The sequence below is a fragment of the Acinetobacter puyangensis genome, from assembly GCF_900096995.1.
Lineage (GTDB): Bacteria > Pseudomonadota > Gammaproteobacteria > Pseudomonadales > Moraxellaceae > Acinetobacter > Acinetobacter puyangensis.
In genome coordinates this window covers 69,436-92,957 of the sequence record NZ_OANT01000004.1, presented here as the reverse complement: position 1 = coordinate 92,957, position 23,522 = coordinate 69,436, and the positions used below count along the sequence as shown (strand labels likewise).

Sequence of the window (23,522 nt, the reverse complement as noted above, 5' to 3'; positions counted from 1 at the left end):
AAGTCTTATTTATGATGAAACTTTATCCCGATAATTGCTGCATCGCCTTTTCCAGTACCTGATATATGCGTTGATCATTACACTGTGCCACATTAAATCTTAAAAAATGACTTGCACTATGCGATTGGCTAAAGGCGTTGCCGGGTGCCAAAATCACATGATGCGCCAGACAGATTTTGGATAATTCGGCAGAATCAATATGTTCAGGTAGTTTACACCACAAAAAAAGTCCACCTTTGGGAAGCACCCATGGTGTAATGCCTAATTTTCCCAATTGTCGAATGGTTTTACTCATGGCATCGACTAAATGCAGTTTTAATCCGTCCAGATACTTTCGATAACTACTATCGGACAATGCCGTATAAATAATTTCTGCACTTAATAAACCACAACCAAAATTGGTTGCAATTTTTAAGTCTATCAAACTATCTATCAGACGCGGATGAGCAGCAATATAACCGCATCGAATCGAAGCGGAAACCGTTTTGGAAAAACTGCCAATCTGGATCACATTGGCAAAACCATTCAAATCCAGATAACGAGGTGCCGAAACCACTTCAAAATCTGCAAAAATATCATCTTCGACAATGGTTAAATTAGCCTGTTCTGCCAGTTTTAAAATTTGGTAGGCAGTATGTGTGGATAAAGTTGCGCCTGTAGGGTTATGAATTCCAGCATTGGTGATATAAAGTTTGGGTTTATGCTGCTGTACAATCTGCTCAAATTGCTCCAGATCCGGACCATGGGGTTGAAACGGTACGGCGACAATATTGACCTGATGGACATTTAATAGGCTTTGAAAATTAAAATAACACGGATCATCAACCAGTACACTATCACCTGCCTGTAAAAATAACCGGCAAATTAAATCTATTGCCTGCGTACCTGATTCCGTTAACAGAACCTGATCGGGTTGAATTTGAATTCCGCGTCGTTCTATGCGTCTGGCAATCCAGTGGCGTAATGGCTGATGCCCCCATGGATTGGCATAATTTACCAATAGATCGGTATGTTGTTTTGACACTTTTCGCAGCGCCTTGCGAATACTGAGTTCCGGCATCCAATGCTCGGGCAACCAGCCACAGCCGGGTTTAAGTACATGCGGCTGTGCAATCAGGGATTGCCTAGAAATCCACAAAGGATCAATTTCACGGTCTGTCGGTCTTGCGACGTCATGATAAGGAAAAGCCGCCTGAGCACCCGACACAAAATAACCTGCACCTTGTCGTGACTCAATTACCTTCTCTGCAACCAGCCGATCATAGGCTTCGACAATGGTTGAAACAGAATAATCCAGTGTTTTGGCTAAGGTCCTTACTGAAGGCAAACGCGCGCCCATCATTAGACTGCGATTTTCAATTTGCAGCCTGATATGGTGCATGGATTTTTCTATTTTGGTCATGGGTAGGATGTTTCCAGCTCAATACACTGTACTGGAATATCATACCAAACAGTTAGCTTAAATTGTACTGGATTGTACATAGCGACTGGCCCGATCCAAAGCTAAAGTGAACCTATTTTTAGGGGGTTACGCATGCGTCAGGCATCACAAGGCTGGTTGAATGGTTTACTTGGTGTACTTATTTTTGCAGGTTCATTACCTGCCACACGGCTTGCTCTAGCAGACTTTAGTCCGGAATTCTTAACTGGTGCCAGAGCTTGCATAGCAGGGATATTGAGTCTGATCATGGTATTGATATTCAAGCAAAACAAACCACAAATCATGCCCTATCCCTCAATTGCAATTGTGGCATTAGGCGCTGTGTTCGGATTTCCTTTTTTCACCGCTTTAGCACTGCAATATATCAGTTCTGCACAATCCATCGTATTTATCGGTTTATTGCCGTTATCGACAGCAATTTTTGCGGTACTACGTGGTAAGGAACATCCTCAACCCAAATTCTGGTTATTCGCTGTGCTAGGCAGTGCATGTATTATCTATTTTATTTATCTGCAAACCCAAAGCAAAAACGACCTGATTGGTTATCTCTGGATGGTCTGTGCCATTATGGTTTGTGGTCTGGCCTATGCCGAAGGCGGGAAATTATCGCGTACGCTTGGCGGTTGGCAAGTGATTGCTTGGGCACTCATTCTTTCCCTACCAATCATGTTGATTTTTACCGTGTTTTATCTACCGCAAAGTTTTGCGCATGTACAACTTTCCGGAATTTTAAGCCTGCTGTATGTGTCTATTTTTAGTATGTTTCTAGGATTTGTGTTCTGGTATAAAGGATTGGCACAAGGTGGCATTGCCGCGGTAGGGCAATTACAACTATTACAACCATTTTTTGGTTTTGTGCTGGCGGCTTTATTTTTACATGAAACCATTCACCCGCAATTTGTGGTCATCACGCTGGCAGTTTTATGCTGTGCCGGCTTTGCAAAAAAATATGCCTATGCAACATGATGACTTAAAAAAACTATCTATTTTAAGTCAGCCAGATACGCCCCAAACATTTCCGCTGTATTTAAATCACCGATCGGTGGCGTAACGTCAATATGATCATTATCCGATTGTGTCATTAAGCCCAAAAAACTCGACATACGGTTAATGTCTTCTTTTCCATCACCAGTCGGCATAAATGGCATGCCTGCCCAGAGCATGCCATGTTGCATGGCAAACAAATTAATTTGTTGTAACACTGCAAGTTTATCGCCACTTAAACCACCGGCATTGGTGAAACCAGCAGCCAGTTTGCCCTGCCATGCACGTGCTTTCCAGCGCTTGGAGGAGTCTTCCATAAACTGCTTAAAGGCTGCGGTAATATTACCCATATAAGTCGGACAACCCATAATCATGACATCGGCCTGATCCAGCAATTCCCACTGAATTGCAGCAACTGACATAAAATGCACCTCAGCACTGGCTTTTTCGGCACCTTTGGCAATATATTGAGCAACTTTGGCAGTATGGCCATAGGCACTATGATAAACCACACAGACTGTTATTTTGGAGCTTATGGCTTGCGCTGTAACCGACATAATCTAAATGCAGACGTTAAATAATTTACGCAAGTTTATCATCTTTTGCAGAAATAAAGATGAACGTCGCCATACGTCCTGTTTGAGCCTTTCGACGATAAGAATAAAAATATTGATCTTCAGCATAGCTACAACGATCACCTCCTGTCACCAAATCTATGCCCAAAGCCTGTAATTTTTTACGGGCAATACCGTATAAATCGGCAAGATATTTACCATTTTCTTGTGCGATAAAATCAGCCTCAAAATCAGAATTTTGATCAACAAAAGCTGCTTTTACTTCTGCGCCCACCTCAAAATTCGGCTGACTGATGGCCGCTCCAATCCATGCATAAGCAGGCTGACTTTGCATTTTACCGAGGGTAGATTCAATGATGCCATTTGCTAATCCACGCCAGCCGGCATGTAAACAGGCAATTTCTGTTCCTTGTGCATTACTCACCACAATTGGCAGACAATCGGCAGTCATCATCATCAAGGCCACACCTTTACTTTGCGTTACCAATCCATCGCCATCTTGCAGGGTTAAAATTGGTCGATCGTCAATAACATAAGCCGTTGTGCTATGGGTTTGATTGAGCCATTGCAGTCGTTTTGCGCCAAAAGGCTGTAATTGCTTGAGTAGCGCTATACGTCGATGCTGAACAGCCTCAGCAACATCACCGACATGTAATCCCAAATTTTGTTGACCAAAATTCTGTACAACAGAAGCGTTGGAAGAATCTTGGATTTTCTCCACAATCGCCAGCGTTTGTCCGGCATAAATATGATCAGGCAAGCCCGTTGCAGCCTGCCAATACTGTGACTGAAAAAAATCTGAACGAGTGATTGCTGATTTAGCTGTTTCTGTCATGTTTTGTCCTATTATTGTCCCCGTGCTTCCTGCCGCAGTAAATTGACCAATTCTGCAAAGTCTTCTGGCCATGCAGCTTCAAACTCCATTTCCTCACCTGTGGTCGGATGAATCAAGCCCAATACACAGGCATGCAGTGCCTGACGTTTAAACTGCTGTAAATAAGTTGCCAGTTCGGGACTGATACCTTTTGGCAACTTTAATCGTGCATAAGTTTGGTCACCCACCAGTGGATGAGAGATATGACTAAAATGCACGCGAATCTGATGCGTCCGCCCAGTTTCCAGTTGTGCCTGCACCAAGGTGAAATCCTGAAAGCGCTCCATCACATTATAATGTGTCACAGCATCTCTACCGCCATTAACAACGGCCATTTTGGTACGATCGACCGGATGGCGTTTAATTGGTGCATCAATACTACCGCCGGCAATAATTCGGCCATAACACACTAGATCATATAACCGATAGACAGATTTACTGGAAAGTTGTCGGGTTAAACTATGCTGTGCTTCAAGCGTTTTGGCCACCACCAGCAATCCACTGGTGTCTTTATCAATCCGGTGTACCAGACCCGCACGAGCGAGTTCCCTTGATTTTGGATAATGATAAAGTAAAGCATTGACCAGCGTCCCGGTAGGATTGCCTGCGCCGGGATGAACCACCATACCTACCGGCTTGTTAATCACCAATAGATCGTCATCTTCATAGACAATATCCAGCGCAATGTTTTCCGGCTGATTAAAAAGCTGTGCTTCCAGCTCGACATCCAGCGTAAAAATTTCATTGCCTTCACTGCGTGCTTTGGGTTTTACTTTTTGTCCATTCACCCGTAAAACACCATCTGTCATCCAGGTTTTAAGCTTTTCCCGGGAAAAATCATCCCAGATTTGTGCAGCAATTTGATCAAATCGCTGTCCAATATAACGCTCATCCAATTGACATTGGCGATGAATATGCGTAGCTTGCAGTTCAGAATTTTGTTCTTGAAGATCTATTGAATCTTCAAATTCTGGTTGAGCTGTAATTAATGTAGAATTTTGTGCAGATTGCGTGGAAGTCATTTGCTCACATTTCAATAAAAATGGTTTAATAGGCGTATTGTAGCTGATTGCCCATCATGACACAGAGGAGTTTTTATGTCGCTACCGCGTTTTAATATTTTAGTGCTGTCTTTATCCATAGGCATCGCTTCTGTAATGGTGGGATGTAGCAGCAATCCAAAAAAAGTCACCGATGCAGGTCCTCAGTCTAGTGAGCAGGCATATTATCAAAATGCTGTAAAAGCATTGGATAAAGGGCAATACAGTGAAGCAAGCAAACAGCTCGAAGCACTGGACACCTATTTCCCAACCGGACAATATACCCAGCAAGCGCAACTGGATCTGATGTACACACGTTTTAAACAGGCAGATTATCCCGGTGCAATTGCACTGGCAGAACGTTTTATTCGTCTGAATCCACAACATCCGCAAGTAGATTATGCTTATTATTTACGTGGTGTGTCCAATATGGAACAGAACTACGATGGCTTACTGCGCTATACCTCTTTAAAACAAGCGCATCGTGATACCAGTTATTTAAAAGTTGCTTATCAGAATTTTGCCGATTTTATTCGCCGCTTCCCAAGCAGTAAATATGCTGTAGATGCTGCCGAACGTATGAAATTTATCGGTGGAGAACTTTCCGAAAGTGAAATGAATATTGCCCGCTACAATCTTCAGCGTAAAGCTTGGGTGGCAGCGATACAACGCGCACGCTGGGTTCTGGAATATTATCCACAAGCCCCCCAAACACCAGAAGCGATTGCTACACTGGCCTATGCTTATGATCAGCTAGGCGACAAACAATCGGCGCAGCAATATACCGAACTGTTAAAAGCCAATTATCCACAACTATTGAAACGTAATGGTGAAGTTGATCTTCGTGCTGCACGTAACCAAGGTAGTTTACTGAACAAATTAACGCTCGGTATTTTAGGCCGCTCTTCTGACCATGCCGTAGTTAAAGATGGTGAAATCGTTGTTAATAATGAAGACACAACACAAAAAAGCTGGTTAAATCGTTTGAGCTTTGGTTTGTTGGATGGTCAGGACAACGAAACTGATCACACCGGGCAAGCCACAGAAAATAGCGATGTCGTTACGTTGACTGCACCGACTGCGCCACAAATCGACAATGAAGAAAGTACCACCCCACCACAAAAACTTTCTAACATCATTGAAGAAAGAAAACCCCGAATTAACCTTGCCCTACCTGATAACTCCTCACCACAGGATAACTAAAGCAGGCAAGCTTTAAAAAATCGGTTAATATATTATATTGTTGAGCATCTTTAGGATGCTCAATAACTTTTAGGGCAAGCAAATTTTCATATGGCAATTCCTCAGCATACCATTGACCAGATTCTGGATCGCGTTGATATTGTCGACTTGATCGGACAACGGGTAAAACTCAAAAAAACAGGTAGAACCTATTCTGGCTGTTGTCCGTTTCATCAGGAAAAAACACCTTCATTCCATGTTTATCGGGACAAAGCCTATTATCATTGCTTTGGCTGTCAGGCCAATGGTAATGCCATTAAATTCTTGATGGAATTGGAAGGTCGCAGCTTTATTGATGTGATTAAGGATTTGGCACAAAATGCCGGCATCGAATTGCCCAAAGATGACTTCAATGTCAAAAAGGCCACCTATCAGCGTCAGCAAAAACCGATTTCCGCACCCCAATCTTCTGAACAAAATCCGCCGACCATTCCGGAAAGTGACCCGTTTAATCTGCCACCAGAAAATGATCATCATGATTTGGAACAGTATTTCATTGAAGATTTTAGTGGTAGCGCAAATAATGAAGAAGTTAGTTTGTATGATCTGCTTGAGCAAGTCACGCTTTATTATCAACAGCAACTCGGCAATGCTGCACATGCACAAAATTATTTCCATAACCGTGCATTAAATGAAAATACCATTCAGCAATGGCGGTTAGGCTATGCGCCCAGTGATTGGCAACATCTGGAACAGGCCTTCCCTCAAGATATCGAAGGCTTAAAACTGGTCGGTCTGATTCGTGAAAATGAACATGGCAAAACCTTTAATTTGCTACGTGATCGGGTGATTTTTCCGATTCGGGACAGTAAGGGTCGCGTGGTCGGTTTTGGTGGTCGGGCGCTCAATGACGAAATCAAACCCAAATATATCAACTCGCCGGATTCGGAAATTTTCCATAAAAACCAATTGCTCTATGGTTTATATGAAGGGCGAAAATCCAAAGCCAATGACTGGCTGATGGTTGAAGGTTATATGGATGTAATTGCCTTGCATCAGGCCGGGATTAGTGGTGCTGTCGCGACTTTGGGAACTGCCAGTAATAGCGAACATCTCAATATATTATTTAAACAAAGCCCACGTCTGACTTTGGCTTTTGACGGAGACAGTGCCGGACAAAAAGCAGCATGGCGTACATTGGAAATTGCTCTGCCCTTGCTCCAGGATGGTCGGGAATTACGCTTTTTTATTTTACCCGAACAGCATGACCCCGACTCCTTAATGCGTCAAATTGGCTTAGAGCAATTCCAGCAATTATTGAGTAAAGCACCGTTACTTTCCGATTATTTATTTGCCCAGTTGACCAAGCAATTTGATGTCAGCCATCCCGAAGGTAAAGGCATGGTGATGGCAGAGTTACGCAATTTAAGCAATCAATTGCCCAATGGCTCATACAAATATCTGCTCTCGCAATCTTTCCGTGAACGCTTAGGATTTGGGCGCAAACGCTTTGATCAGGCATTACAGGACAAGGATTTAAGTTTTAACCGTGTTGATCGAAATGCCTTATTAATTGCTCTATTGCTGCATTATCCTGTGTTGTTTCCACAATTTGAAACGCTGCGCGCATTCATACCACAAAACGGTTTACTGCGCCAATTGCTAGATACCCTGAATCAAGTTTATGATCAATTGCCTAAAGAGGTTGAACTCAGCCGTTATTTTGCTTTAGGTGCCTGTTATGAATTGCAACAACAGCTTCTAGCCATACTCAATTCAATTGACCTGAATGATTTACAGATCGAAAACCCTGAAGAACTGGACAATCATGCGCAATCATTATTTATTTCTTTAAAATATAAATACTTAAAACAAAAAATTAAAAAACCATCTTCGGTACAAGAGTCAAAGAACCTGATGCAGCAACTGCATCAAATTACCAAGCAATTAAGTAATACAGTGATTAAAAATACCAACTGATGCTATTGCAAACACAGGACTTTGGTTAAATCGCAATCTGTTTATTGATTAGGAATGAACATACAATCTCATTCATATTTATTTTTCTTCGCTTCACGGGAATGCGCTTCTATCGACTGCACGGTGTCTTTTAACCATTCATAATGGGCTGGATCTTCAGCTTTGGCGGCTTCACGAAATAATTTTGAGGGAATATGCAGCATTTTATCGCTTAAACGATGGGATAATTGTGTCAATAATTGCTCGGCATCTGCACCCTGTTTCAGTTGCTGCAAGGCAAATTCCAGTTCCCTAATTCGTTGTTGCTCGGCATAATCACGATAATGCTGAATTTCCTCACCCGCTTGCTGTACTTTTTCGTGAATCACGAATTGAGATGCCAGCTGTGAAACCAGCACTTCCGCATCAAGTGCCGCCTGCCGACGTTGTGATAAGTTTTCGTCAATTACTGCCTGCAAATCATCGATGCCATAAAGATAAACACTATCAAGCTGCTCGACTTTTGAATCAATATCGCGGGGTACTGCCAGATCCACGAGTAACATGGGTTGATATTTACGCTGTTTTAAAGCCTGTTTGACCGCAGCATAATGGATCACTTGATGCAAACTCCCGGTACAACTGGACACCACATCAGCACGTGCCAGATTGGCATCGAGTTGATCAAAATCAATGACTTCTACATCTACTCGCGTGCCAAGCTCCTGTGCCAAATGCTCTGCCTTGGCTCGGGTACGATTACAAATCAACATTTTTGCGACCCCCATCTCGGCCAGATGCTTTGCCACCAAGGTATTCATTTCGCCTGCGGCAACGATCATCACCGTAAGTTGTGAAACATGGCTAAACACTTGCGCTGCAAGCTGTGCCACCGCATAGCCCATCGAGATGGCATGCTCGCCTACCGCAGTTTCGGTACGGACTTTTTTGGCTGCATAGAATGCATATTCAAATAAGCGATTGAGCTGTAGCGAGACATTATCCGATGTTTTGGCTAAAGCAAGTGCACTTTTAATTTGTCCCAGAATTTGTGGTTCACCCAGCATCAGGGAATCCAGACCACTGGCGACACGCATCAGATGCGTCATTGCCTGCACATTTTCATAATGATAAACATGTCTTAACAGAGTGTTTACATCAATTCCGTTAGACTGGGCGATCCAGTGCAGTACATCGTCTGGATGTTCGGTGAGTGCATAAACTTCGGTACGATTACAGGTTGAAACCACAACCATATTATTAAGATTTTGATTTTGTTTGGTTTGTTCAAATAGCGTCAGCAATCGCTCTGTGTTAAAAGCAATTTTTTCACGCATTTCGACAGAAGCCGTATGATGATTGACACCTAAAGCCAAGAAACCCATAGTACTTCATCAATTAGAAAAGGTATGATACAAAGACGCATATATGTTTAAACAACCATGACTCAAAATTTAAAATTAATGCGGATAAAATCCAGAAAAATATTGCAGTTACCTGCAACTTGCCATTCTATCACATTCCTTCTTTTAGGAAGCATTGCTTACGCGTCTCAAATTTATGCCGTAACACCGATTACAACAACAGGTATCACAACAACCACTCATCAAGCAAAGAACGAAACGAATCATAGCGCATTTTTACCGGTATTTATTGCTGAATTTGCACTCAGTCAAGGAAATATTAATCAAACCCTCAATAGCTATCAGTATCTGGTCGAAAATTATAATCTGCCCAATATCAATGAACGTGCTTTGAATATTGCATTGGAATTTGACGATATTGATACGGCACTCAATATTTCCAGACTCTGGGTAGAACATTATCCTGATGATGTACCTGCCATGTTTTATCTGGCGCACTTGTCCTTGAGAGCACATCAATATGGTCTGGCTGCAAAAACACTGGACCGCATTTTACAGATCGATCCAAATGCCGATCTAGAAGGAATTCTGGAAGGGATTTATCCTGAATCAACCGAAGCCCGACAGGCACTTTTACAGGCGCTCAATCAAATCAACAAGAAAGAACATCCTTCTGTTCTGGTGATGATCGCCGGTCTTGAAGCACAAAGTGGCCAATTTGAAAGTGCACTCAAAAAAGTCAATCTTGCGCTGCGTAAACGGCCGAATGTACCGAGTTTTGTGATTCTGAAAGCCAATTTGTATTTTGCCGCCAATCAAAATGATGATGCCTTTAAATGGCTGGATCATAGTAGCCGTTATCAAAAAGCGCCGGATGTCGGACTTTATGAAGTACAACATTTAATCAGACAAAACAAAACTGAAGATGCGCTCAAAAAACTGAAACGCATGTTAAAAAAATGGCCAAATAACGAACAAATATTATTTCTTGCTGGGATTACCAGTATTGATCTGCAACAATTCAGTCAAGCTGAAAAATATCTTAAACAATTACAGTATTCAAACGTATATCAGGATCAGGCCAATTATTATCTGGCAGTCAATGCCGAACGTAAAAAAGATGATACGCTTGCCATTGAGCTATACAAAGCCGTTGATGGCAATTTTTATACCGTATCCAGAAAAAATCTGGTCTCTATTTATCTTGAACAACAACGTCCAGCCGATGCCATTCGTTTGCTCACACAGGAACGTGTTAGCCATCCGCATCAAGCCAGTTTCCTCTATCAATTACAGGCACAAATTTTACAAATGATGGGCGAAAACCAGCGGGCAATCACCTTGTTAAATGAAGCGATCCAGCAAATGCCTGAGGATCCGGAACTCATTTATGCACAAGTGCTGTTGTATGATCCATTTACCGATCGTGATGCGCTGGATAATGCCTTAAATAAACTACTGGAAATCGAACCGAACAGTCCAACCTTTCTAAATGCCTACGCTTATACACTGGCACGTCAGAACCGCAAACTTGATGTCGCCAGAAAGTATGCCGAACAAGCCTTGAGTTATGCACCGCAGCAAGCATCTATTTTAGATACACTGGGTTATATTGCATTTTTACAGAATGACTTTGATCTTGCAGTAAAAGCACTGGCTGAAGCCTATGCTTTGTCGCCTAATCTGTCTATCGGTGTACGTTATGCCAAGGCATTATATATGCATGGTGATATCGAATATTTTGCTCAAATCTGTGAAACCCTCCACAATCAATATCCGGATTCAGAAGAAGTGGCGCAATTGCTACACCTTCTGGTGCCAAATCCGCATCTTCAACCCTCTTAGCAGTTTAAGTCTATGTCTATGAAGTTAAAACCTACACTGTTTTTTTGTACTGCCATCAGCCTTGGTCTTGCCTTAACGGGTTGTCAGACCATGCAAAGCCCAAGCAAAATTACATCCCAACAGCAAACAGCACAGCAATTTAAAATTACCGGTAAAATCGGTGTACGAACACCACAGCAAAATGGTTCGGCATTTTATGGTTGGACTCAAGTTGGCGATCAGTTTGCCATTGACCTCACTGGTGCGCTGGGTATTGGGCAGACCAGTATTCGCGGACAAGTTGGCGATGTCACCTTGACCAGCAGCAAAACAGGCACAATCCAAGCCGAAACACCGGAAGAATTACTATTCAAGGCAACCGGCTGGCAAGCCCCCATTACCTATCTGATTTCATGGATCAATGCCGAACCTGCCAGCAAAAATGCTGAAGTTCAAAAAGATGCTGCGGGACGTATTGAAAATATTCAGGAAGGTGGCTGGTCTGCAAGCCTAAGTTATTCAGATCAACAAAAATTGCCAAATAAACTTGTCTTAATTGATGATGCACAGCAAAATCGTGTGACCTTGACGATTCAAACCCGCAATTGATATGAACCCGATTCGCATACCTTCACCGGCAAAACTTAATCTGTTTTTACACATCACTGGTCGCAGGCAAGATGGTTACCATGAATTACAAACCATTTTTGCCCTGATCGATTTATATGATTACCTCAGTTTTGAATGTACCATTCAAGATCATATTGACGTTAAAGGCTTACAGCAGGTCGAGCAGCAGCACAATTTAATCTATCGTGCCGCGCAATTATTATTATCTTACCGAAAAACGGCGCAAGGTTGCAGTATTACGCTTGAAAAACATATTCCTATGGGTGCAGGACTCGGTGGTGGATCGTCCAACGCCGCAACCACCTTGCTGGTGCTGAACAAATTATGGCAATGCGAGCTTGATCAGCCACAATTACTTGATCTTGCTATTCAACTCGGTGCCGATGTCCCTATTTTTATTTATGGACAAAATGCATGGGCTGAAGGAATCGGGGAAATCATTACACCCATCACAGATTTACCTAAGAAACGCTATTTGATCTTGAAACCTGACTGTTTTATCAGCACTCAATCATTATTTTCACAAAAATTATTGACAAGAAATTCAAAGCCAACTAAATTTGCCGCCTATCAACAAAACCCAAGTGATTTTGGCAATAACTTCGAAGCAATTGCCCGAACATTATATCCAGAGGTTGAGCAAGCTTTTCAGTATTTAAATCAATACGGCAAAGCAAGATTGACAGGTACAGGGGCTTGTGTTTTTGTTGAGATAGATTGTGATGCAGATACAGATGTAATGTTGACTCATGCACCATACACCGGGTATGTTGCCAATAGTTTAACAAGCTCACCTGTACTTGATATTGTACAATCGTTGTAGGGGCGTCGCCAAGTGGTAAGGCACCGGGTTTTGATCTCGGCATCCGTTGGTTCGAATCCAGCCGCCCCTGCCATTAATCTTATAAGTTCTATTTAGGGGCGTCGCCAAGTGGTAAGGCACCGGGTTTTGATCTCGGCATCCGTTGGTTCGAATCCAGCCGCCCCTGCCATTATCTTATAAGTTCTATTTAGGGGCGTCGCCAAGTGGTAAGGCACCGGGTTTTGATCTCGGCATCCGTTGGTTCGAATCCAGCCGCCCCTGCCAATTACCCGCAAAATTAATTCAGATAATTCAACAGTTTGAAAAAATCCCATAAAACTTTTATTGTATTCTATTGTTGACAAATCGTAGATTACCTATTAAAGTTCACACCCATTAGGGGCGTCGCCAAGTGGTAAGGCACCGGGTTTTGATCTCGGCATCCGTTGGTTCGAATCCAGCCGCCCCTGCCAATTTCCATAGTATGTTTTTTAAATTACCGTTGAAAAAATCATAGATTTTATGCTCGGACAAAGTTGCATATTGCTTAATCCTCATCGGAAAAATCACAAATCTTTCCCTTGCGTTCGGCAAAAACATAATTTGCTTGATCTTTAAAGGGAAAAATTACGGATTTAAGGTCTGGAAAAGTAATGTATTACTTAATCCTCGTCGGAAAAATCACAGATTTTTCCCTTGCGCTCGGGCGAAGCAGTGCTTCGCTTAATCCTCGCTCAGGTGTTACATGCCCAATCTTGTCGTATTTAGTGGAAATGCTCATCCACAATTAGCCCACAAAGTTGTTAGCCACTTACATATCCCTTTAGGTTCTGCCGCTGTCAATCGTTTTTCTGATGGCGAAATCGCTGTTGAAATTACCGAGAATGTTCGTGGTAAAGATGTATTTATCGTACAATCAACCTGTGCGCCAACCAATGACAATTTGATGGAAATTTTGGTGATGGCCGATGCGCTGCGCCGTTCAAGCGCAGGTCGTATTACCGCTGTTATTCCATATTTTGGCTATGCTCGTCAGGATCGTCGTCCACGTTCTGCCCGTGTACCCATTACCGCAAAAGTGGTTGCAGATATGCTGACCACCGTCGGGATTGACCGTGTGGTGATGATCGACCTCCATGCCGACCAGATTCAAGGTTTCTTCGATATTCCGGTGGATAACATCTACGGTACACCAGTGTTACTGGCAGACTTACGCCAACAACACCACGACAATCTGATGGTGGTTTCTCCAGACGTAGGTGGTGTGGTACGTGCTCGTGCAGTTGCCAAACAAATGGGTGATATCGACCTTGCCATTATCGACAAACGTCGTCAAAAAGCCAATGAATCACAAGTGATGCACCTGATTGGTGATGTAAAAGACCGTGATTGTGTCATTGTCGATGATATGGTGGATACGGCCGGTACATTATGTAAAGCAGCCGATGCCTTAAAGCAATTTGGTGCACGTCGTGTACTGGCATATGCAACGCATCCGGTGCTATCTGGTAAAGCCATCGAAAATCTTCGTAATTCGGTGATTGATGAGTTGGTGGTGACAGATACCATTCCACTGTCTCAAGCTGCACTAGATTTAGGTAAAATACGTCAGGTTTCGGTCTCTTCGATGGTTGCAGAAACAATTCGTCGTATAAATAATGAAGAATCTATTAGCGCAATGTTCGATAGTTATCTATAATATTGCACTTTCGAACCCTATGGATGTCGATTCATAGGGTTTTTATTCGCTAAGCTGGTCGCAAACTTAGCGGTTTCTTTAAACTTTTGAGGTATTCTCATGAGCAATTTTGTATTAAATGCTAGCGTTCGTATCGCTGAGCAAGAAGGGAAAGGTGCGAGCCGCCGCCTTCGTCGTGAAGCTAAAATTCCTGCTATCATTTATGGTGCAGACCAAGAACCAGCATCTATCACGCTGGAATTACGTGAAGTTGTTAAAGTGCTTGAAAGCGAAGCATTCTTCTCTTCTATCGTTGAAATTAACTTAGACGGTAAAAAAGAAAGTGTGATTATCAAAGCATTACAACGTCACCCTTCCAAAAACACACCGTTACACGCAGACTTTTTACGTGTAAAAGCGGGTGAAGCAATCACTGTAAATGTTCCTTTGCACTTCGAAAATCAAGAAGAAGCCAAAGGCGTTAAAGCAGGTGGTGTTGTATCAATCAACGCAGCTGAAGTTGAAGTTTCTGTACTTCCAGCCGATTTACCTGAATCAATCACTGTTGATTTGGCAGATTTGGACGTTGGTGATGTGATTCACCTGTCTGACATCAAATTGCCAAAAGGTGTAACTTTAACTGCACTTCAAGGTGAAGGTCATGACTTAACAGTTGCGTCTATCACTGTCGTTAAAGCGGAAGCTGAAGAAGAAGAAGCGGCGCCTGAAGCTGCTGCTGAAGAAGACAAAGGCGAGTAATCCTTTGATGAGTGATCGTGATCAATCGCTGTCGCTCATTGTCGGTTTGGGCAATCCGGGTGCGGAATATGCCCAAACCCGACATAATGCTGGTTTTTGGTATGTTGAACAGTTGGCCGATCGCTATAATATTCAACTCAAAAATGACAGCAAATATCATGCGATTTCCGGGCGAGGTCAAATTGAAGGACGTGATGTCCGTTTATTACTTCCGCTCACCTATATGAATCGTTCTGGTCAAAGTGTTGTTCCCTTTGCCAAGTTCTATCAAATTCCAACCCAAAATATTCTTATTGCACACGATGAGTTAGATATGAATCCTGGTGTCATTCGTCTTAAAAATGGCGGTGGGCACGGTGGACATAATGGTTTAAAAGATATTGTCCCCCATCTCGGTGCAGATTTTTTACGTTTACGCATTGGTATCGGTCATCCGGGTAGCAAAGAGCGAGTATCAGGTCATGTCTTGAGTAAAGCACCCAGTGCTGAACAAACTCTGATTGATCATGCGATTGATCATGCCTTGGCACAAACTAAAGCGCTCATCAACGGAGATGTTGCTCAGGCGATGAATGCCATTAATGCATTCAAAATCTAGGCGAATGACCAAATCAACTTGTATTCCACTATCAAAAATTGCAAAATGCACAACTGAAAGGTTGTAGCAGCTCATGATGTCGTCGTCATGAGATTTTACTGAGGAGTATTCCCATGCAATCTCGCTTATTAAAATGCAAAATCCATCGTGCAGTGGTCACTCAGGCCGAGCTACATTATGAAGGCTCATGTGCAATTGATGGCACACTGATGGATCTGGCTGGTATTCGTGAATACGAAGAAATCCATGTCTGGAATGTCACCAACGGCAAGCGTTTTACCACTTATGCCATTCGTGGTGAAGATGATTCCGGCATTATCTCCGTCAATGGTGGTGCAGCACATCAAGCTGAAATTGGTGATCTGGTCATTATTGCAACTTTTGGTTTGTTCGATGAAAAAGAAGCGGCGGCACATCAGCCTCGCCTCGTGTATGCAAATCCAAACAATACCGTAAACCATACTGCAAATTGCATTCCGGTACAGGTTGCCTAAACCAATTTCATAAAAATTTTATCAAAAAAAACATCTTCTTTATGCAGAAGATGTTTTTTCATTTTTAATCATCAGTTAATCTTCAATTGAATCATGCGCACCGGGATTTCCCTTTTTCCAGTAGCCACTTGCCTTAGTCCACTGTTTTTGCGCACCGTGCTGTTCCAGCATTTCTTTTCTTAACTGTCTGGCCACATGGGTTTCTGCGGCAATCCATGTATGAAAATCCTGCGCCGGGAACTGATACTGTGCCAAGGCAGCAACGAATCCATCTGCTTGTCCAGCGTCCTGACCATTACGGTATAACCAGTGAATTTGTGTCTGTGCAGCACTAAGCAATGTAATCTGGTCTTGCTCGCTTTCTACCTCAATCCAGACATGCGCATGACTTGTTGTTGGTAATTCTTGCAGACGACGAGCAATTGCAGGTATTGCAGTATCATCACCAATCAATACATAGTGGTCAAAAGCAAGCGGCTGAACCATTGATCCTCTTGGTCCCCCTATTCCCAATTGTTGACCGACTTTGGCCTGCTTGGCCCAACGGGTTGCATAACCGGTATCATGCAAGACAAAATCAATGGTTAATGTGCCCTGATCTGCATCAAAATATCGAGGGGTATAATCTCTTGCCACAGGCTTATCTTCCGGATTGGGAAATTCTAGCCCACGCTCTGAAAATGTCGGAATCACAACCGCATGTTCTGGATCGGCATAGAAAAACATTTTAATATGATCATCAAAGCTCGCACTGACAAAATCTTTTAGGCTCTCGCCAGTAAAAACAATTCTTTTAAGTGTAGGTGATAATAATTGCACCTCACTCACAGTAATGGTTCTAAATTTTAATTCGTGACGTACTCGATAGGCTTTACGCTGTTCCATCAATGTTTGCTGATTCATGGTTACTCCGACAACATGGGTCATGCTGTTTGATTAAATTTGGTCAATTTGTCGTACAGTTTGATCCAGAATATCTGCCAACTGTTGTGCCTGTTGTGCAGTTAAATTTTCTTGTTCCAGTTTCAAATGTATAGCAAATCTAAGATTTTCAATGGCACGCACAACAACTAGTGGCCGAGTCGCTCTTTTTTTTACGCGATCCAGAATATGCTGTATGTGTGTGGCATTGTGTTGATATTCTTCCTGTCCCAATGCAGTAATTTGATAAAACACTTTATTTTTTGCATGTGTTCCAGGCTGCTCTTGTTCTATATCCGGTGCAGGTTCAAGTTTCACCAACAATTGCTCATCAACCAGTTGATTCAGTGCGGGATAAATAACGCCCGCACTGGGTCGATATAAGCCAAAGCTTAATGCTTCAACTCCATTCATCAATTCATATCCATGCTGCGCTTTTTGTTGTAACAAGTGCAACAAAATCAATCGTAAACCACCATGACCAAAACCGCGTTGTTTCTTGATACGCGCTGTGCCAAAGTCATTTTCTTCAGATGATTTCATATGAAAAATCCTTTCCAGATATAAAAAAGATATATCTAAATTATTTTCTTTGCAATATTTTTAATAAAAATTTTACAAACTATTCAGATAAGCATATCTAAAATTTTCATTTATTAGATTTGATTTTAGATTGCATTTTCACTTGATAAGACTAAAATAATCTTATCTTCAGGGCGAGGTGTAATTCCTCACCGGTGGTAAATTGCATCTTGCAAAAGCCCACGAGCGATTTTTTAAATTGCAGATTTGGTGTAAATCCAAAGCCGACGGTATAGTCCGGATGAAAGAAGACATTTCTCTAATAATCTTTGGTATTGTTGGAATACGCCTGCTTTTCTTAATATGTCCTGAAATGTTCCCACGTATGTTTTACGAGAGCGTTTCATTATGTCTAGTTTACTTCCTGCCGAATTTTTTTATGCTGCACTTGCGCCTATCGAACAACGCATTGCACAAGCCTTGCTTGATCTTAAAGCGGGCAAACCTGTCGTGGTGATGGATGATTTTGATCGTGAAAATGAAGCCGATCTGATCATTGCTGCCGAAACCCTTACTGTACCGACTATGGCACAAATGATCCGTGATGGTTCTGGTATTGTTTGTCTTTGTCTAACTGAACAACTGGCCAATCATTTGGAACTTCGTCCGATGGTGGAACACAACTCCAGTCAATTCCAGACCGCATTTACCATTACCATTGAAGCCAAAGAAGGGGTAACCACTGGTGTTTCTGCACAGGATCGAACCACAACGATTAAAGCTGCGATTAAAGACGGTGCGGTTGCTTCAGATTTAAACTGTCCGGGTCATGTATTTCCGTTAAGGGCACGCACAGGTGGCTTGCTGACACGTCGGGGTCATACCGAAGCCAGTGTCGACCTGGCAAGACTGGCAGGATTAAAACCTGCCGGTGTACTGGTTGAATTAACCAATTTTGATGGTTCTATGGCGAAGGGGCTACAAGTGCTGTCTTATGCACAAACTCATCAGTTGACAGTATTAACCATTGAAGAAATTGTCAGTTATCGCTTAAGCAATAATGTTTGATCAACACGTCTTTTCATCCTCTTGCCATTTTATTCATCGTCATCAAATTCGTTGATGTTGTGATGAATAAAACTCGCGCGTAACCAGGCCAGTTCATAACTGGCCTGTGCCAATGCCAGCACACGATTTTCAAATGCTTTCCATGTGGGTTTAATTTGTTGCTGTGTTAAACCCAAACCACTTTCTTCTGCACAAGTTGGCATTTTTTCACATAACTTTAAGGCATGATATAACTTACGTCCCAAACTTGCATTGGGCATGACCCGAATCCGCTTATGCTGTAAAAAATGCATAATCTTAATCAAGTTATACTCAGGCAACATCGGCACCAGAATTTGATCCAACTGTGCATCTAAACGCTGCCAAACCGCAGCTTTTTCTTCGGCGGTATAACGATTCCAATTAATGACTTCGTGATTGAATCGCCGACAGCCGCGACAGACACTATCACCAAAAACGGTTGAGCAGCGCCCAGCACAAGGTGTCAGTGCGCTAAGCGTGTGTGTTTTGATGATCATATTTGACATGCAGCAACCTATCTCTATAACCCATATTTTGTATAGGGTTTTATCGCTTTATCTTTCATAATTCGCTAGAATAGCGCACTGATTTTTTTTATCAACCTAATAACTAACCTTATCTCGGAGTTAATCCCATGAACGCTACTGTAGAACAGCTTGCACCTGTCGCAGCACAAGCGACCGACAACCAGTGGGTTGTGGCAGCACTTTATCAATTTCGTGAAGTTTCAGATCCGGCAGATTTACAACAACGCCTGCTTGATCTTGTGAAAACGATTAATTTGTGCGGCACGCTGATTGTAGCAGGTGAAGGGATTAACGGCACAGTTGCAGGCGATCAACAAGCGATTGACACTATTCATCAATTTTTGATTGATGAAGGTTTCACGGCGATGGAATATAAAGAATCTTTCAGCCATGATAAACCATTTCGTAAAATGAAAATCAAACTGAAACAAGAAATTGTAACCTTGGGTGTAGAGGTCAAACCCCGTGATTTGGTGGGTCATTATTTAAATCCGGAAGAATGGAACGACTTAATTGCGCAAGACGATGTGATTCTGATTGATACCCGTAATGACTACGAATATAAAGCAGGCACATTTAAAGGGGCGATTGACCCGAAAACTGAAACTTTCCGTGAATTTCCGGACTATGTACGTCAACAATTGGCAGATAAAAAAGATAAAAAAGTTGCTATGTTCTGTACGGGAGGTATTCGCTGTGAAAAATCGACTTCCCTCCTTTTACAGGAAGGTTTTAAAGAGGTTTATCATCTTAAAGGCGGTATTTTAAAATATCTTGAAGAAACCCCACCAGAAAAAAGCCTGTGGGAAGGTGAATGTTTTGTTTTTGATGGTCGTACTGCGGTTACACATGGTGTTCAAGAAGGCATTCATGAAAAATGTCATGCCTGTGGTTGGCCTGTCACACCAGAAGAACAAGCCTTGCCAAGTTATGAACATGGCGTTTCCTGTATTCATTGCATTGACAAAACCACTGAAAAACAAAAACAAGGTTTCCGTATGCGTCAGGCACAAATCATCTCAGCAAAACGTAAACGTCTATAATCTATATATCTAGCAGTATTTTCCATGCCATAGCTCATCTATGGCATTTTTATATTTATGGTATTTATTTTATTGAATTAAGAATCGCCTGAAATTTCTCACAGTCTATCAGATTATCATGAGGACAATTGGCAACATGACGTAATGTACGGCCTAAAATATCCAGTTCGACAATCATTTGATCTATCTCATCGGCTTTTGATGCTAATTTTTCTTTATTGATGGGATTTTGCTTATTTTGCAACATGATTTTGATTTCTTGCAGATTAAACCCTGCTTTTTTGGCAAAACCAATCAATTTTAACTGCATAAATACCGTATGATGGAAAACCCGTTGTAATCCATGATGCCCAATCGCCTGAATCAAACCTTGATTTTCATAATAGCGCAGAGTTGAACTACTCAATCCTGTGTGTTTGGCCAATTGTGAAATAGTAATCTCTTGCATCTTGACTTAAAGCCGACTTTAACTTGTACACTGTCAGTCTAGCTTCATTTATGAGCATTTCAATATGGAATTTATATGGATACTGAATTTTGGCAACAACGCTGGCAAAACCATCAGATAGGTTTTCATCAGGCACGAGTTAATCCTTACCTCATTCAATATATTAAAAATTTTGAGTTACCTAAACATGCACGTATCTTTGTGCCTTTATGCGGTAAAACTCTGGATATCTCATGGTTACTGGCACAAGGGTATCGGGTTTGTGCCATAGAACTATGTTCGCTTGCGATTGAACAGCTGTTTAGCGAACTTGATATTCCCTATCAGATAACTTTACAAGATCAGTTACACTATTATCAGGCAGAACATCTGGATGTGTATGTCGGGAATATCTTTGATTTACAACAGAATCAATTAGATCAAGTTGATGCCATTTATGATCGGGCTGCTCTCGTGGCGCTGCCTTTAGATATGCGCAAAAAGTACACACAACATTTAATTCAACTCACGCAAGCTGCGCCCCAGCTATTAATTAGCTATGATTATCCCCAACAGCTTTACGCAGGCCCACCCTTTGCAGTATCTGAGCATGAAATTCTGCAACATTATCAGCCCAGCTATGAGATTACCTTGTTACAGCGATATACGCTAATCGAAGATAAACTGGCAGAAAAGTTTAAGGATCAAGGGACAATTGATGAAAATATCTGGCAACTGATGCCAAAACAGCATCAATGATGTCAAAACAAAATAACCTAAAACATCTGGTATTTATCATATTTCTTTTGCAAACTTCTAATCCCTTATCAACATCAAATATATAGCATGGATTTAAAAGAGTGGGTCTTAAATATCATGGAACAACTGGGTTATTTTGGTATTGCCCTGCTGATGTTTCTGGATAATATTTTTCCACCCATTCCCTCAGAAATCATTATGCCCTCGGCTGGTTATACTGCCTCACAGGGGCAACTACAATTGTTCGGTGTGATTATTGCCGGTAGTATCGGCTCAATACTCGCTGCGGCAGTGTTGTACTGGATTGGACGAAAAATCCCTAAGTCTGTTCTGTTCAATTGGGTTGATCGTTATGGCAAATATCTGTTTATTAAATCCACAGATGTCAGCAAGGCATTGCATTGGTTCGAGCAATATGGTCATCGTATTGTATTTTTTGGCCGGATGATTCCAGCAATTCGTTCCCTGATTAGTATTCCGGCTGGAATCAGTGGTATGCCTTTTGGAAAATTCATACTGTACAGTAGTATCGGCACACTGATCTGGACGACATTTTTAGCCTGTATAGGATTTTATTTCGGTGAAAATCAGGTACTGATGCAAAGTGTATTAAACAAGGCTGGCTTGTTGATCTTAATAGGATTTATTGCTTATTTAATGCTATTTTTATATAAAAAGTTTGCTAAAAAACACCATTAAAAATGGCAAATTCAATGCTATCCATTGAATCTGCCATACTTATTTTCTAATTAACCAAATATTTTAAGAAAAGCCTGAATCACCACCACATTGACCAGATCGATAAAGAATGCACCGACCAAAGGTACAATCAAAAAGGCTTTATGCGATGGGCCATACATATTGGTAATGGCCTGCATATTGGCAATGGCATTGGCTGTTCCGCCCATACCAAAACCACATAAGCCCGCACCCAATACAGCTGAATCGTAATTACTACCCATGACCTTAAATGTTACATAGACAGCAAAAAGCCACATTGCAACAGTTTGTGCAATCAATAAGATAATCATTGGCAGAGCCAAATCAGTCAACTGCCATAATTTTAAGGACACCAGTGCCATTGCCAAGAATAATGCCAAAGCTGTATTACCAAATACATCAATTGCACGATCAAAAATTTGACGTTTAAATACAGTTTCCAGAACATTACGAATAATAATGCCGCCACCTAAAGCCCAGACAAAAGTCGGCAACTCAAATACTGTATCCACCGTTAAATCACGCATAATATTGGCAAACGCCAGCGCAAAAGCAAACATACCCAAAGTTGAAATCGCATTGTCTGAGGTAATCAACCGAACGCGTTTGGGTTGTTCAAAAATATATTCTGGTTCAGTCGATGCCTGACTATTACTGTCCTGCTCTTTTTGCTGATTGATAGGCGAAGCAAGATGATGCTTACGAATCAGATATCTGGCCAAAGGACCACCCATCAAACCACCAATCACCATACCAAAAGTAGCACTGGCAATCCCCATGGGTAACGCACCTTCGATACCGTATTTGGTTTCAAAGATTGGTCCCCAAGCACCTGCTGTACCCAAACCACCAATCAGTGCAATTGATCCGGCAACGACACCCATCAACGGTTCCAAACCAACAGCTTTTGCCACGATCATACCCACACCATTTTGCACCACAACAAATGCAGAAATCGCAACCAGGAAAATGACCAGTGGTTTGCCGCCTTCGCGCAATTTGGCAAAATTTGCACTTAAACCAATTGATGCAAAAAACATTAACATGAATGTATCTTGCATCAATTTATTTACAGAAATGGTATATCCAAAATAATTATGCAATATAAAAAAGATAATCGCGCCAATCAAGCCGCCTGCGACAGGCTCGGGAATATTATATTTTGTCAGAAAAGGGATTTTTTTGTTTAAGATGCGTCCTGTATAAAGAACCAAAACCGCAAGCATTAAACTAAAAGTAGGATTTAGAATATATTCCATCCAACACTCCTATTATATGCATTCATTTATATTGAAGATCATACATAAATG

Annotated in this window: 24 protein-coding genes, 4 tRNA genes and 1 riboswitch; of the genes, 18 read left to right on the top strand and 10 right to left on the bottom strand. The window is 41.8% G+C overall.

What is annotated here, in order from left to right; all coding sequences use genetic code 11:
* Positions 1-22 precede the first annotated feature (22 nt).
* Positions 23-1,402 (bottom strand): aminotransferase-like domain-containing protein, encoded by a 1,380-nt coding sequence (locus CRO21_RS08965; protein WP_228150405.1) that lies wholly within the window; start codon positions 1,400-1,402, stop codon positions 23-25.
* 132 nt (positions 1,403-1,534) lie between these two features.
* Between CRO21_RS08965 and CRO21_RS08960 the strand changes: the two genes are divergently transcribed.
* Complete coding sequence (locus CRO21_RS08960) at positions 1,535-2,407, top strand: DMT family transporter (protein WP_097078986.1); 873 nt, start codon at positions 1,535-1,537, stop codon at positions 2,405-2,407.
* Between the two features lie 17 nt (positions 2,408-2,424).
* Here CRO21_RS08960 and CRO21_RS08955 read toward each other — a convergent pair whose 3' ends face one another.
* Genes CRO21_RS08955 through rluD form a run of 3 tightly spaced genes read right to left on the bottom strand, consistent with a single transcriptional unit; the run spans position 2,425 to position 4,896 of the window.
* Entirely contained in the window at positions 2,425-2,982 is a 558-nt protein-coding gene (locus tag CRO21_RS08955; protein WP_097078985.1) for a flavodoxin family protein, read from the bottom strand.
* Positions 2,983-3,007: 25 nt separating this feature from the next.
* Positions 3,008-3,835: a peptidoglycan editing factor PgeF gene (gene pgeF, locus CRO21_RS08950; RefSeq protein WP_097078984.1), complete on the bottom strand. Its 828-nt coding sequence runs from the start codon at positions 3,833-3,835 to the stop codon at positions 3,008-3,010.
* Positions 3,836-3,846: 11 nt separating this feature from the next.
* The gene (rluD, locus tag CRO21_RS08945; RefSeq protein ID WP_097078983.1) at positions 3,847-4,896 is read right to left on the bottom strand and encodes a 23S rRNA pseudouridine(1911/1915/1917) synthase RluD; all 1,050 of its coding nucleotides are present in this window, start codon (positions 4,894-4,896) and stop codon (positions 3,847-3,849) included.
* 75 nt (positions 4,897-4,971) lie between these two features.
* Between rluD and CRO21_RS08940 the strand changes: the two genes are divergently transcribed.
* The gene (locus tag CRO21_RS08940; protein ID WP_097078982.1) at positions 4,972-6,117 is read left to right on the top strand and encodes an outer membrane protein assembly factor BamD; all 1,146 of its coding nucleotides are present in this window, start codon (positions 4,972-4,974) and stop codon (positions 6,115-6,117) included.
* 90 nt (positions 6,118-6,207) lie between these two features.
* A complete protein-coding gene (locus CRO21_RS08935) occupies positions 6,208-8,076 on the top strand; it encodes a DNA primase (protein WP_097078981.1) in 1,869 nt (622 codons plus the stop codon).
* A gap of 68 nt (positions 8,077-8,144) precedes the next feature.
* On the opposite strand, the gene hemA is transcribed toward CRO21_RS08935, so the two are convergent.
* Positions 8,145-9,440 carry a glutamyl-tRNA reductase gene (hemA, locus tag CRO21_RS08930; RefSeq protein WP_097078980.1) on the bottom strand — a complete coding sequence of 432 codons (1,296 nt, stop codon included), beginning with the start codon at positions 9,438-9,440 and terminating at the stop codon, positions 8,145-8,147.
* Positions 9,441-9,518: 78 nt separating this feature from the next.
* On the opposite strand from hemA, the gene CRO21_RS08925 reads away from it, so the two are divergent.
* The 11 genes from CRO21_RS08925 (at position 9,519) to panD (ending at position 16,204) form a co-directional block, all read left to right on the top strand.
* Positions 9,519-11,264 (top strand): tetratricopeptide repeat protein, encoded by a 1,746-nt coding sequence (locus tag CRO21_RS08925; protein WP_097079216.1) that lies wholly within the window; start codon positions 9,519-9,521, stop codon positions 11,262-11,264.
* 18 nt (positions 11,265-11,282) lie between these two features.
* On the top strand, positions 11,283-11,852 hold the full coding sequence (lolB, locus tag CRO21_RS08920; protein WP_097079215.1) for a lipoprotein insertase outer membrane protein LolB: 570 nt from the start codon (positions 11,283-11,285) through the stop codon (positions 11,850-11,852).
* A gap of 1 nt (position 11,853) precedes the next feature.
* Entirely contained in the window at positions 11,854-12,696 is an 843-nt protein-coding gene (ispE, locus tag CRO21_RS08915; protein ID WP_097078979.1) for a 4-(cytidine 5'-diphospho)-2-C-methyl-D-erythritol kinase, read from the top strand.
* A tRNA-Gln gene (locus tag CRO21_RS08910) sits at positions 12,695-12,769 on the top strand. The genes ispE and CRO21_RS08910 overlap by 2 nt, the downstream gene beginning before the upstream one ends.
* 21 nt (positions 12,770-12,790) lie before the next feature.
* Positions 12,791-12,865 (top strand) — tRNA-Gln (locus CRO21_RS08905).
* A 20-nt stretch (positions 12,866-12,885) separates the two neighbouring features.
* Positions 12,886-12,960: transfer RNA gene (locus CRO21_RS08900), tRNA-Gln, on the top strand.
* 113 nt (positions 12,961-13,073) lie between these two features.
* A tRNA-Gln gene (locus tag CRO21_RS08895) sits at positions 13,074-13,148 on the top strand.
* Between the two features lie 272 nt (positions 13,149-13,420).
* A complete protein-coding gene (locus CRO21_RS08890; protein WP_097078978.1) occupies positions 13,421-14,374 on the top strand; it encodes a ribose-phosphate pyrophosphokinase in 954 nt (317 codons plus the stop codon).
* A gap of 99 nt (positions 14,375-14,473) precedes the next feature.
* The gene (locus CRO21_RS08885) at positions 14,474-15,112 is read left to right on the top strand and encodes a 50S ribosomal protein L25/general stress protein Ctc (protein WP_097078977.1); all 639 of its coding nucleotides are present in this window, start codon (positions 14,474-14,476) and stop codon (positions 15,110-15,112) included.
* Positions 15,113-15,119: 7 nt separating this feature from the next.
* The gene (pth, locus tag CRO21_RS08880; protein WP_097078976.1) at positions 15,120-15,710 is read left to right on the top strand and encodes an aminoacyl-tRNA hydrolase; all 591 of its coding nucleotides are present in this window, start codon (positions 15,120-15,122) and stop codon (positions 15,708-15,710) included.
* Positions 15,711-15,823: 113 nt separating this feature from the next.
* Positions 15,824-16,204, top strand: coding sequence for an aspartate 1-decarboxylase (gene panD, locus CRO21_RS08875; RefSeq protein WP_097078975.1), 381 nt, complete (start codon positions 15,824-15,826; stop codon positions 16,202-16,204).
* Positions 16,205-16,279: 75 nt separating this feature from the next.
* Here panD and CRO21_RS08870 read toward each other — a convergent pair whose 3' ends face one another.
* A complete protein-coding gene (locus CRO21_RS08870; protein ID WP_213064414.1) occupies positions 16,280-17,107 on the bottom strand; it encodes a siderophore-interacting protein in 828 nt (275 codons plus the stop codon).
* A gap of 33 nt (positions 17,108-17,140) precedes the next feature.
* Positions 17,141-17,668, bottom strand: coding sequence for a PadR family transcriptional regulator (locus CRO21_RS08865; RefSeq protein WP_097078974.1), 528 nt, complete (start codon positions 17,666-17,668; stop codon positions 17,141-17,143).
* A 160-nt stretch (positions 17,669-17,828) separates the two neighbouring features.
* Positions 17,829-17,964: riboswitch (FMN riboswitch) on the top strand.
* A 91-nt stretch (positions 17,965-18,055) separates the two neighbouring features.
* Between CRO21_RS08865 and ribB the strand changes: the two genes are divergently transcribed.
* Complete coding sequence (gene ribB / locus CRO21_RS08860; protein WP_097078973.1) at positions 18,056-18,715, top strand: 3,4-dihydroxy-2-butanone-4-phosphate synthase; 660 nt, start codon at positions 18,056-18,058, stop codon at positions 18,713-18,715.
* Positions 18,716-18,744: 29 nt separating this feature from the next.
* On the opposite strand, the gene CRO21_RS08855 is transcribed toward ribB, so the two are convergent.
* Entirely contained in the window at positions 18,745-19,230 is a 486-nt protein-coding gene (locus tag CRO21_RS08855; RefSeq protein WP_378234998.1) for a DUF1289 domain-containing protein, read from the bottom strand.
* A 140-nt stretch (positions 19,231-19,370) separates the two neighbouring features.
* Between CRO21_RS08855 and trhO the strand changes: the two genes are divergently transcribed.
* Complete coding sequence (trhO, locus tag CRO21_RS08850; protein ID WP_097078971.1) at positions 19,371-20,306, top strand: oxygen-dependent tRNA uridine(34) hydroxylase TrhO; 936 nt, start codon at positions 19,371-19,373, stop codon at positions 20,304-20,306.
* A gap of 64 nt (positions 20,307-20,370) precedes the next feature.
* Here the strand turns inward: trhO and CRO21_RS08845 are convergent, their stop codons facing one another.
* Positions 20,371-20,754, bottom strand: a complete 384-nt coding sequence (locus CRO21_RS08845; RefSeq protein WP_097078970.1) for a MerR family transcriptional regulator — start codon at positions 20,752-20,754, stop codon at positions 20,371-20,373.
* A 75-nt stretch (positions 20,755-20,829) separates the two neighbouring features.
* Between CRO21_RS08845 and tmpT the strand changes: the two genes are divergently transcribed.
* The gene (gene tmpT, locus CRO21_RS08840; protein ID WP_097078969.1) at positions 20,830-21,492 is read left to right on the top strand and encodes a thiopurine S-methyltransferase; all 663 of its coding nucleotides are present in this window, start codon (positions 20,830-20,832) and stop codon (positions 21,490-21,492) included.
* Positions 21,493-21,579: 87 nt separating this feature from the next.
* Entirely contained in the window at positions 21,580-22,191 is a 612-nt protein-coding gene (locus CRO21_RS08835; RefSeq protein WP_097078968.1) for a DedA family protein, read from the top strand.
* A 50-nt stretch (positions 22,192-22,241) separates the two neighbouring features.
* Here the strand turns inward: CRO21_RS08835 and gltS are convergent, their stop codons facing one another.
* Positions 22,242-23,471, bottom strand: a complete 1,230-nt coding sequence (gltS, locus tag CRO21_RS08830; protein WP_097078967.1) for a sodium/glutamate symporter — start codon at positions 23,469-23,471, stop codon at positions 22,242-22,244.
* Positions 23,472-23,522 lie beyond the last annotated feature (51 nt).

Excerpts from the sequence above, each read along its gene's own strand:
- CRO21_RS08965 (WP_228150405.1), bottom strand. The coding sequence starts at position 1,402 with ATGACCAAAATAGAAAAATCCATGCACCATATCAGGCTGCAAATTGAA.
- CRO21_RS08960 (WP_097078986.1), top strand. The coding sequence starts at position 1,535 with ATGCGTCAGGCATCACAAGGCTGGTTGAATGGTTTACTTGGTGTACTT.
- CRO21_RS08955 (WP_097078985.1), bottom strand. The coding sequence starts at position 2,982 with ATGTCGGTTACAGCGCAAGCCATAAGCTCCAAAATAACAGTCTGTGTG.
- pgeF (WP_097078984.1), bottom strand. The coding sequence starts at position 3,835 with ATGACAGAAACAGCTAAATCAGCAATCACTCGTTCAGATTTTTTTCAG.
- rluD (WP_097078983.1), bottom strand. The coding sequence starts at position 4,896 with ATGACTTCCACGCAATCTGCACAAAATTCTACATTAATTACAGCTCAA.
- CRO21_RS08940 (WP_097078982.1), top strand. The coding sequence starts at position 4,972 with ATGTCGCTACCGCGTTTTAATATTTTAGTGCTGTCTTTATCCATAGGC.
- CRO21_RS08935 (WP_097078981.1), top strand. The coding sequence starts at position 6,208 with ATGGCAATTCCTCAGCATACCATTGACCAGATTCTGGATCGCGTTGAT.
- hemA (WP_097078980.1), bottom strand. The coding sequence starts at position 9,440 with ATGGGTTTCTTGGCTTTAGGTGTCAATCATCATACGGCTTCTGTCGAA.
- CRO21_RS08925 (WP_097079216.1), top strand. The coding sequence starts at position 9,519 with ATGCGGATAAAATCCAGAAAAATATTGCAGTTACCTGCAACTTGCCAT.
- lolB (WP_097079215.1), top strand. The coding sequence starts at position 11,283 with ATGAAGTTAAAACCTACACTGTTTTTTTGTACTGCCATCAGCCTTGGT.
- ispE (WP_097078979.1), top strand. The coding sequence starts at position 11,854 with ATGAACCCGATTCGCATACCTTCACCGGCAAAACTTAATCTGTTTTTA.
- CRO21_RS08890 (WP_097078978.1), top strand. The coding sequence starts at position 13,421 with ATGCCCAATCTTGTCGTATTTAGTGGAAATGCTCATCCACAATTAGCC.
- CRO21_RS08885 (WP_097078977.1), top strand. The coding sequence starts at position 14,474 with ATGAGCAATTTTGTATTAAATGCTAGCGTTCGTATCGCTGAGCAAGAA.
- pth (WP_097078976.1), top strand. The coding sequence starts at position 15,120 with ATGAGTGATCGTGATCAATCGCTGTCGCTCATTGTCGGTTTGGGCAAT.
- panD (WP_097078975.1), top strand. The coding sequence starts at position 15,824 with ATGCAATCTCGCTTATTAAAATGCAAAATCCATCGTGCAGTGGTCACT.
- CRO21_RS08870 (WP_213064414.1), bottom strand. The coding sequence starts at position 17,107 with ATGAATCAGCAAACATTGATGGAACAGCGTAAAGCCTATCGAGTACGT.
- CRO21_RS08865 (WP_097078974.1), bottom strand. The coding sequence starts at position 17,668 with ATGAAATCATCTGAAGAAAATGACTTTGGCACAGCGCGTATCAAGAAA.
- ribB (WP_097078973.1), top strand. The coding sequence starts at position 18,056 with ATGTCTAGTTTACTTCCTGCCGAATTTTTTTATGCTGCACTTGCGCCT.
- trhO (WP_097078971.1), top strand. The coding sequence starts at position 19,371 with ATGAACGCTACTGTAGAACAGCTTGCACCTGTCGCAGCACAAGCGACC.
- CRO21_RS08845 (WP_097078970.1), bottom strand. The coding sequence starts at position 20,754 with ATGCAAGAGATTACTATTTCACAATTGGCCAAACACACAGGATTGAGT.
- tmpT (WP_097078969.1), top strand. The coding sequence starts at position 20,830 with ATGGATACTGAATTTTGGCAACAACGCTGGCAAAACCATCAGATAGGT.
- CRO21_RS08835 (WP_097078968.1), top strand. The coding sequence starts at position 21,580 with ATGGATTTAAAAGAGTGGGTCTTAAATATCATGGAACAACTGGGTTAT.
- gltS (WP_097078967.1), bottom strand. The coding sequence starts at position 23,471 with ATGGAATATATTCTAAATCCTACTTTTAGTTTAATGCTTGCGGTTTTG.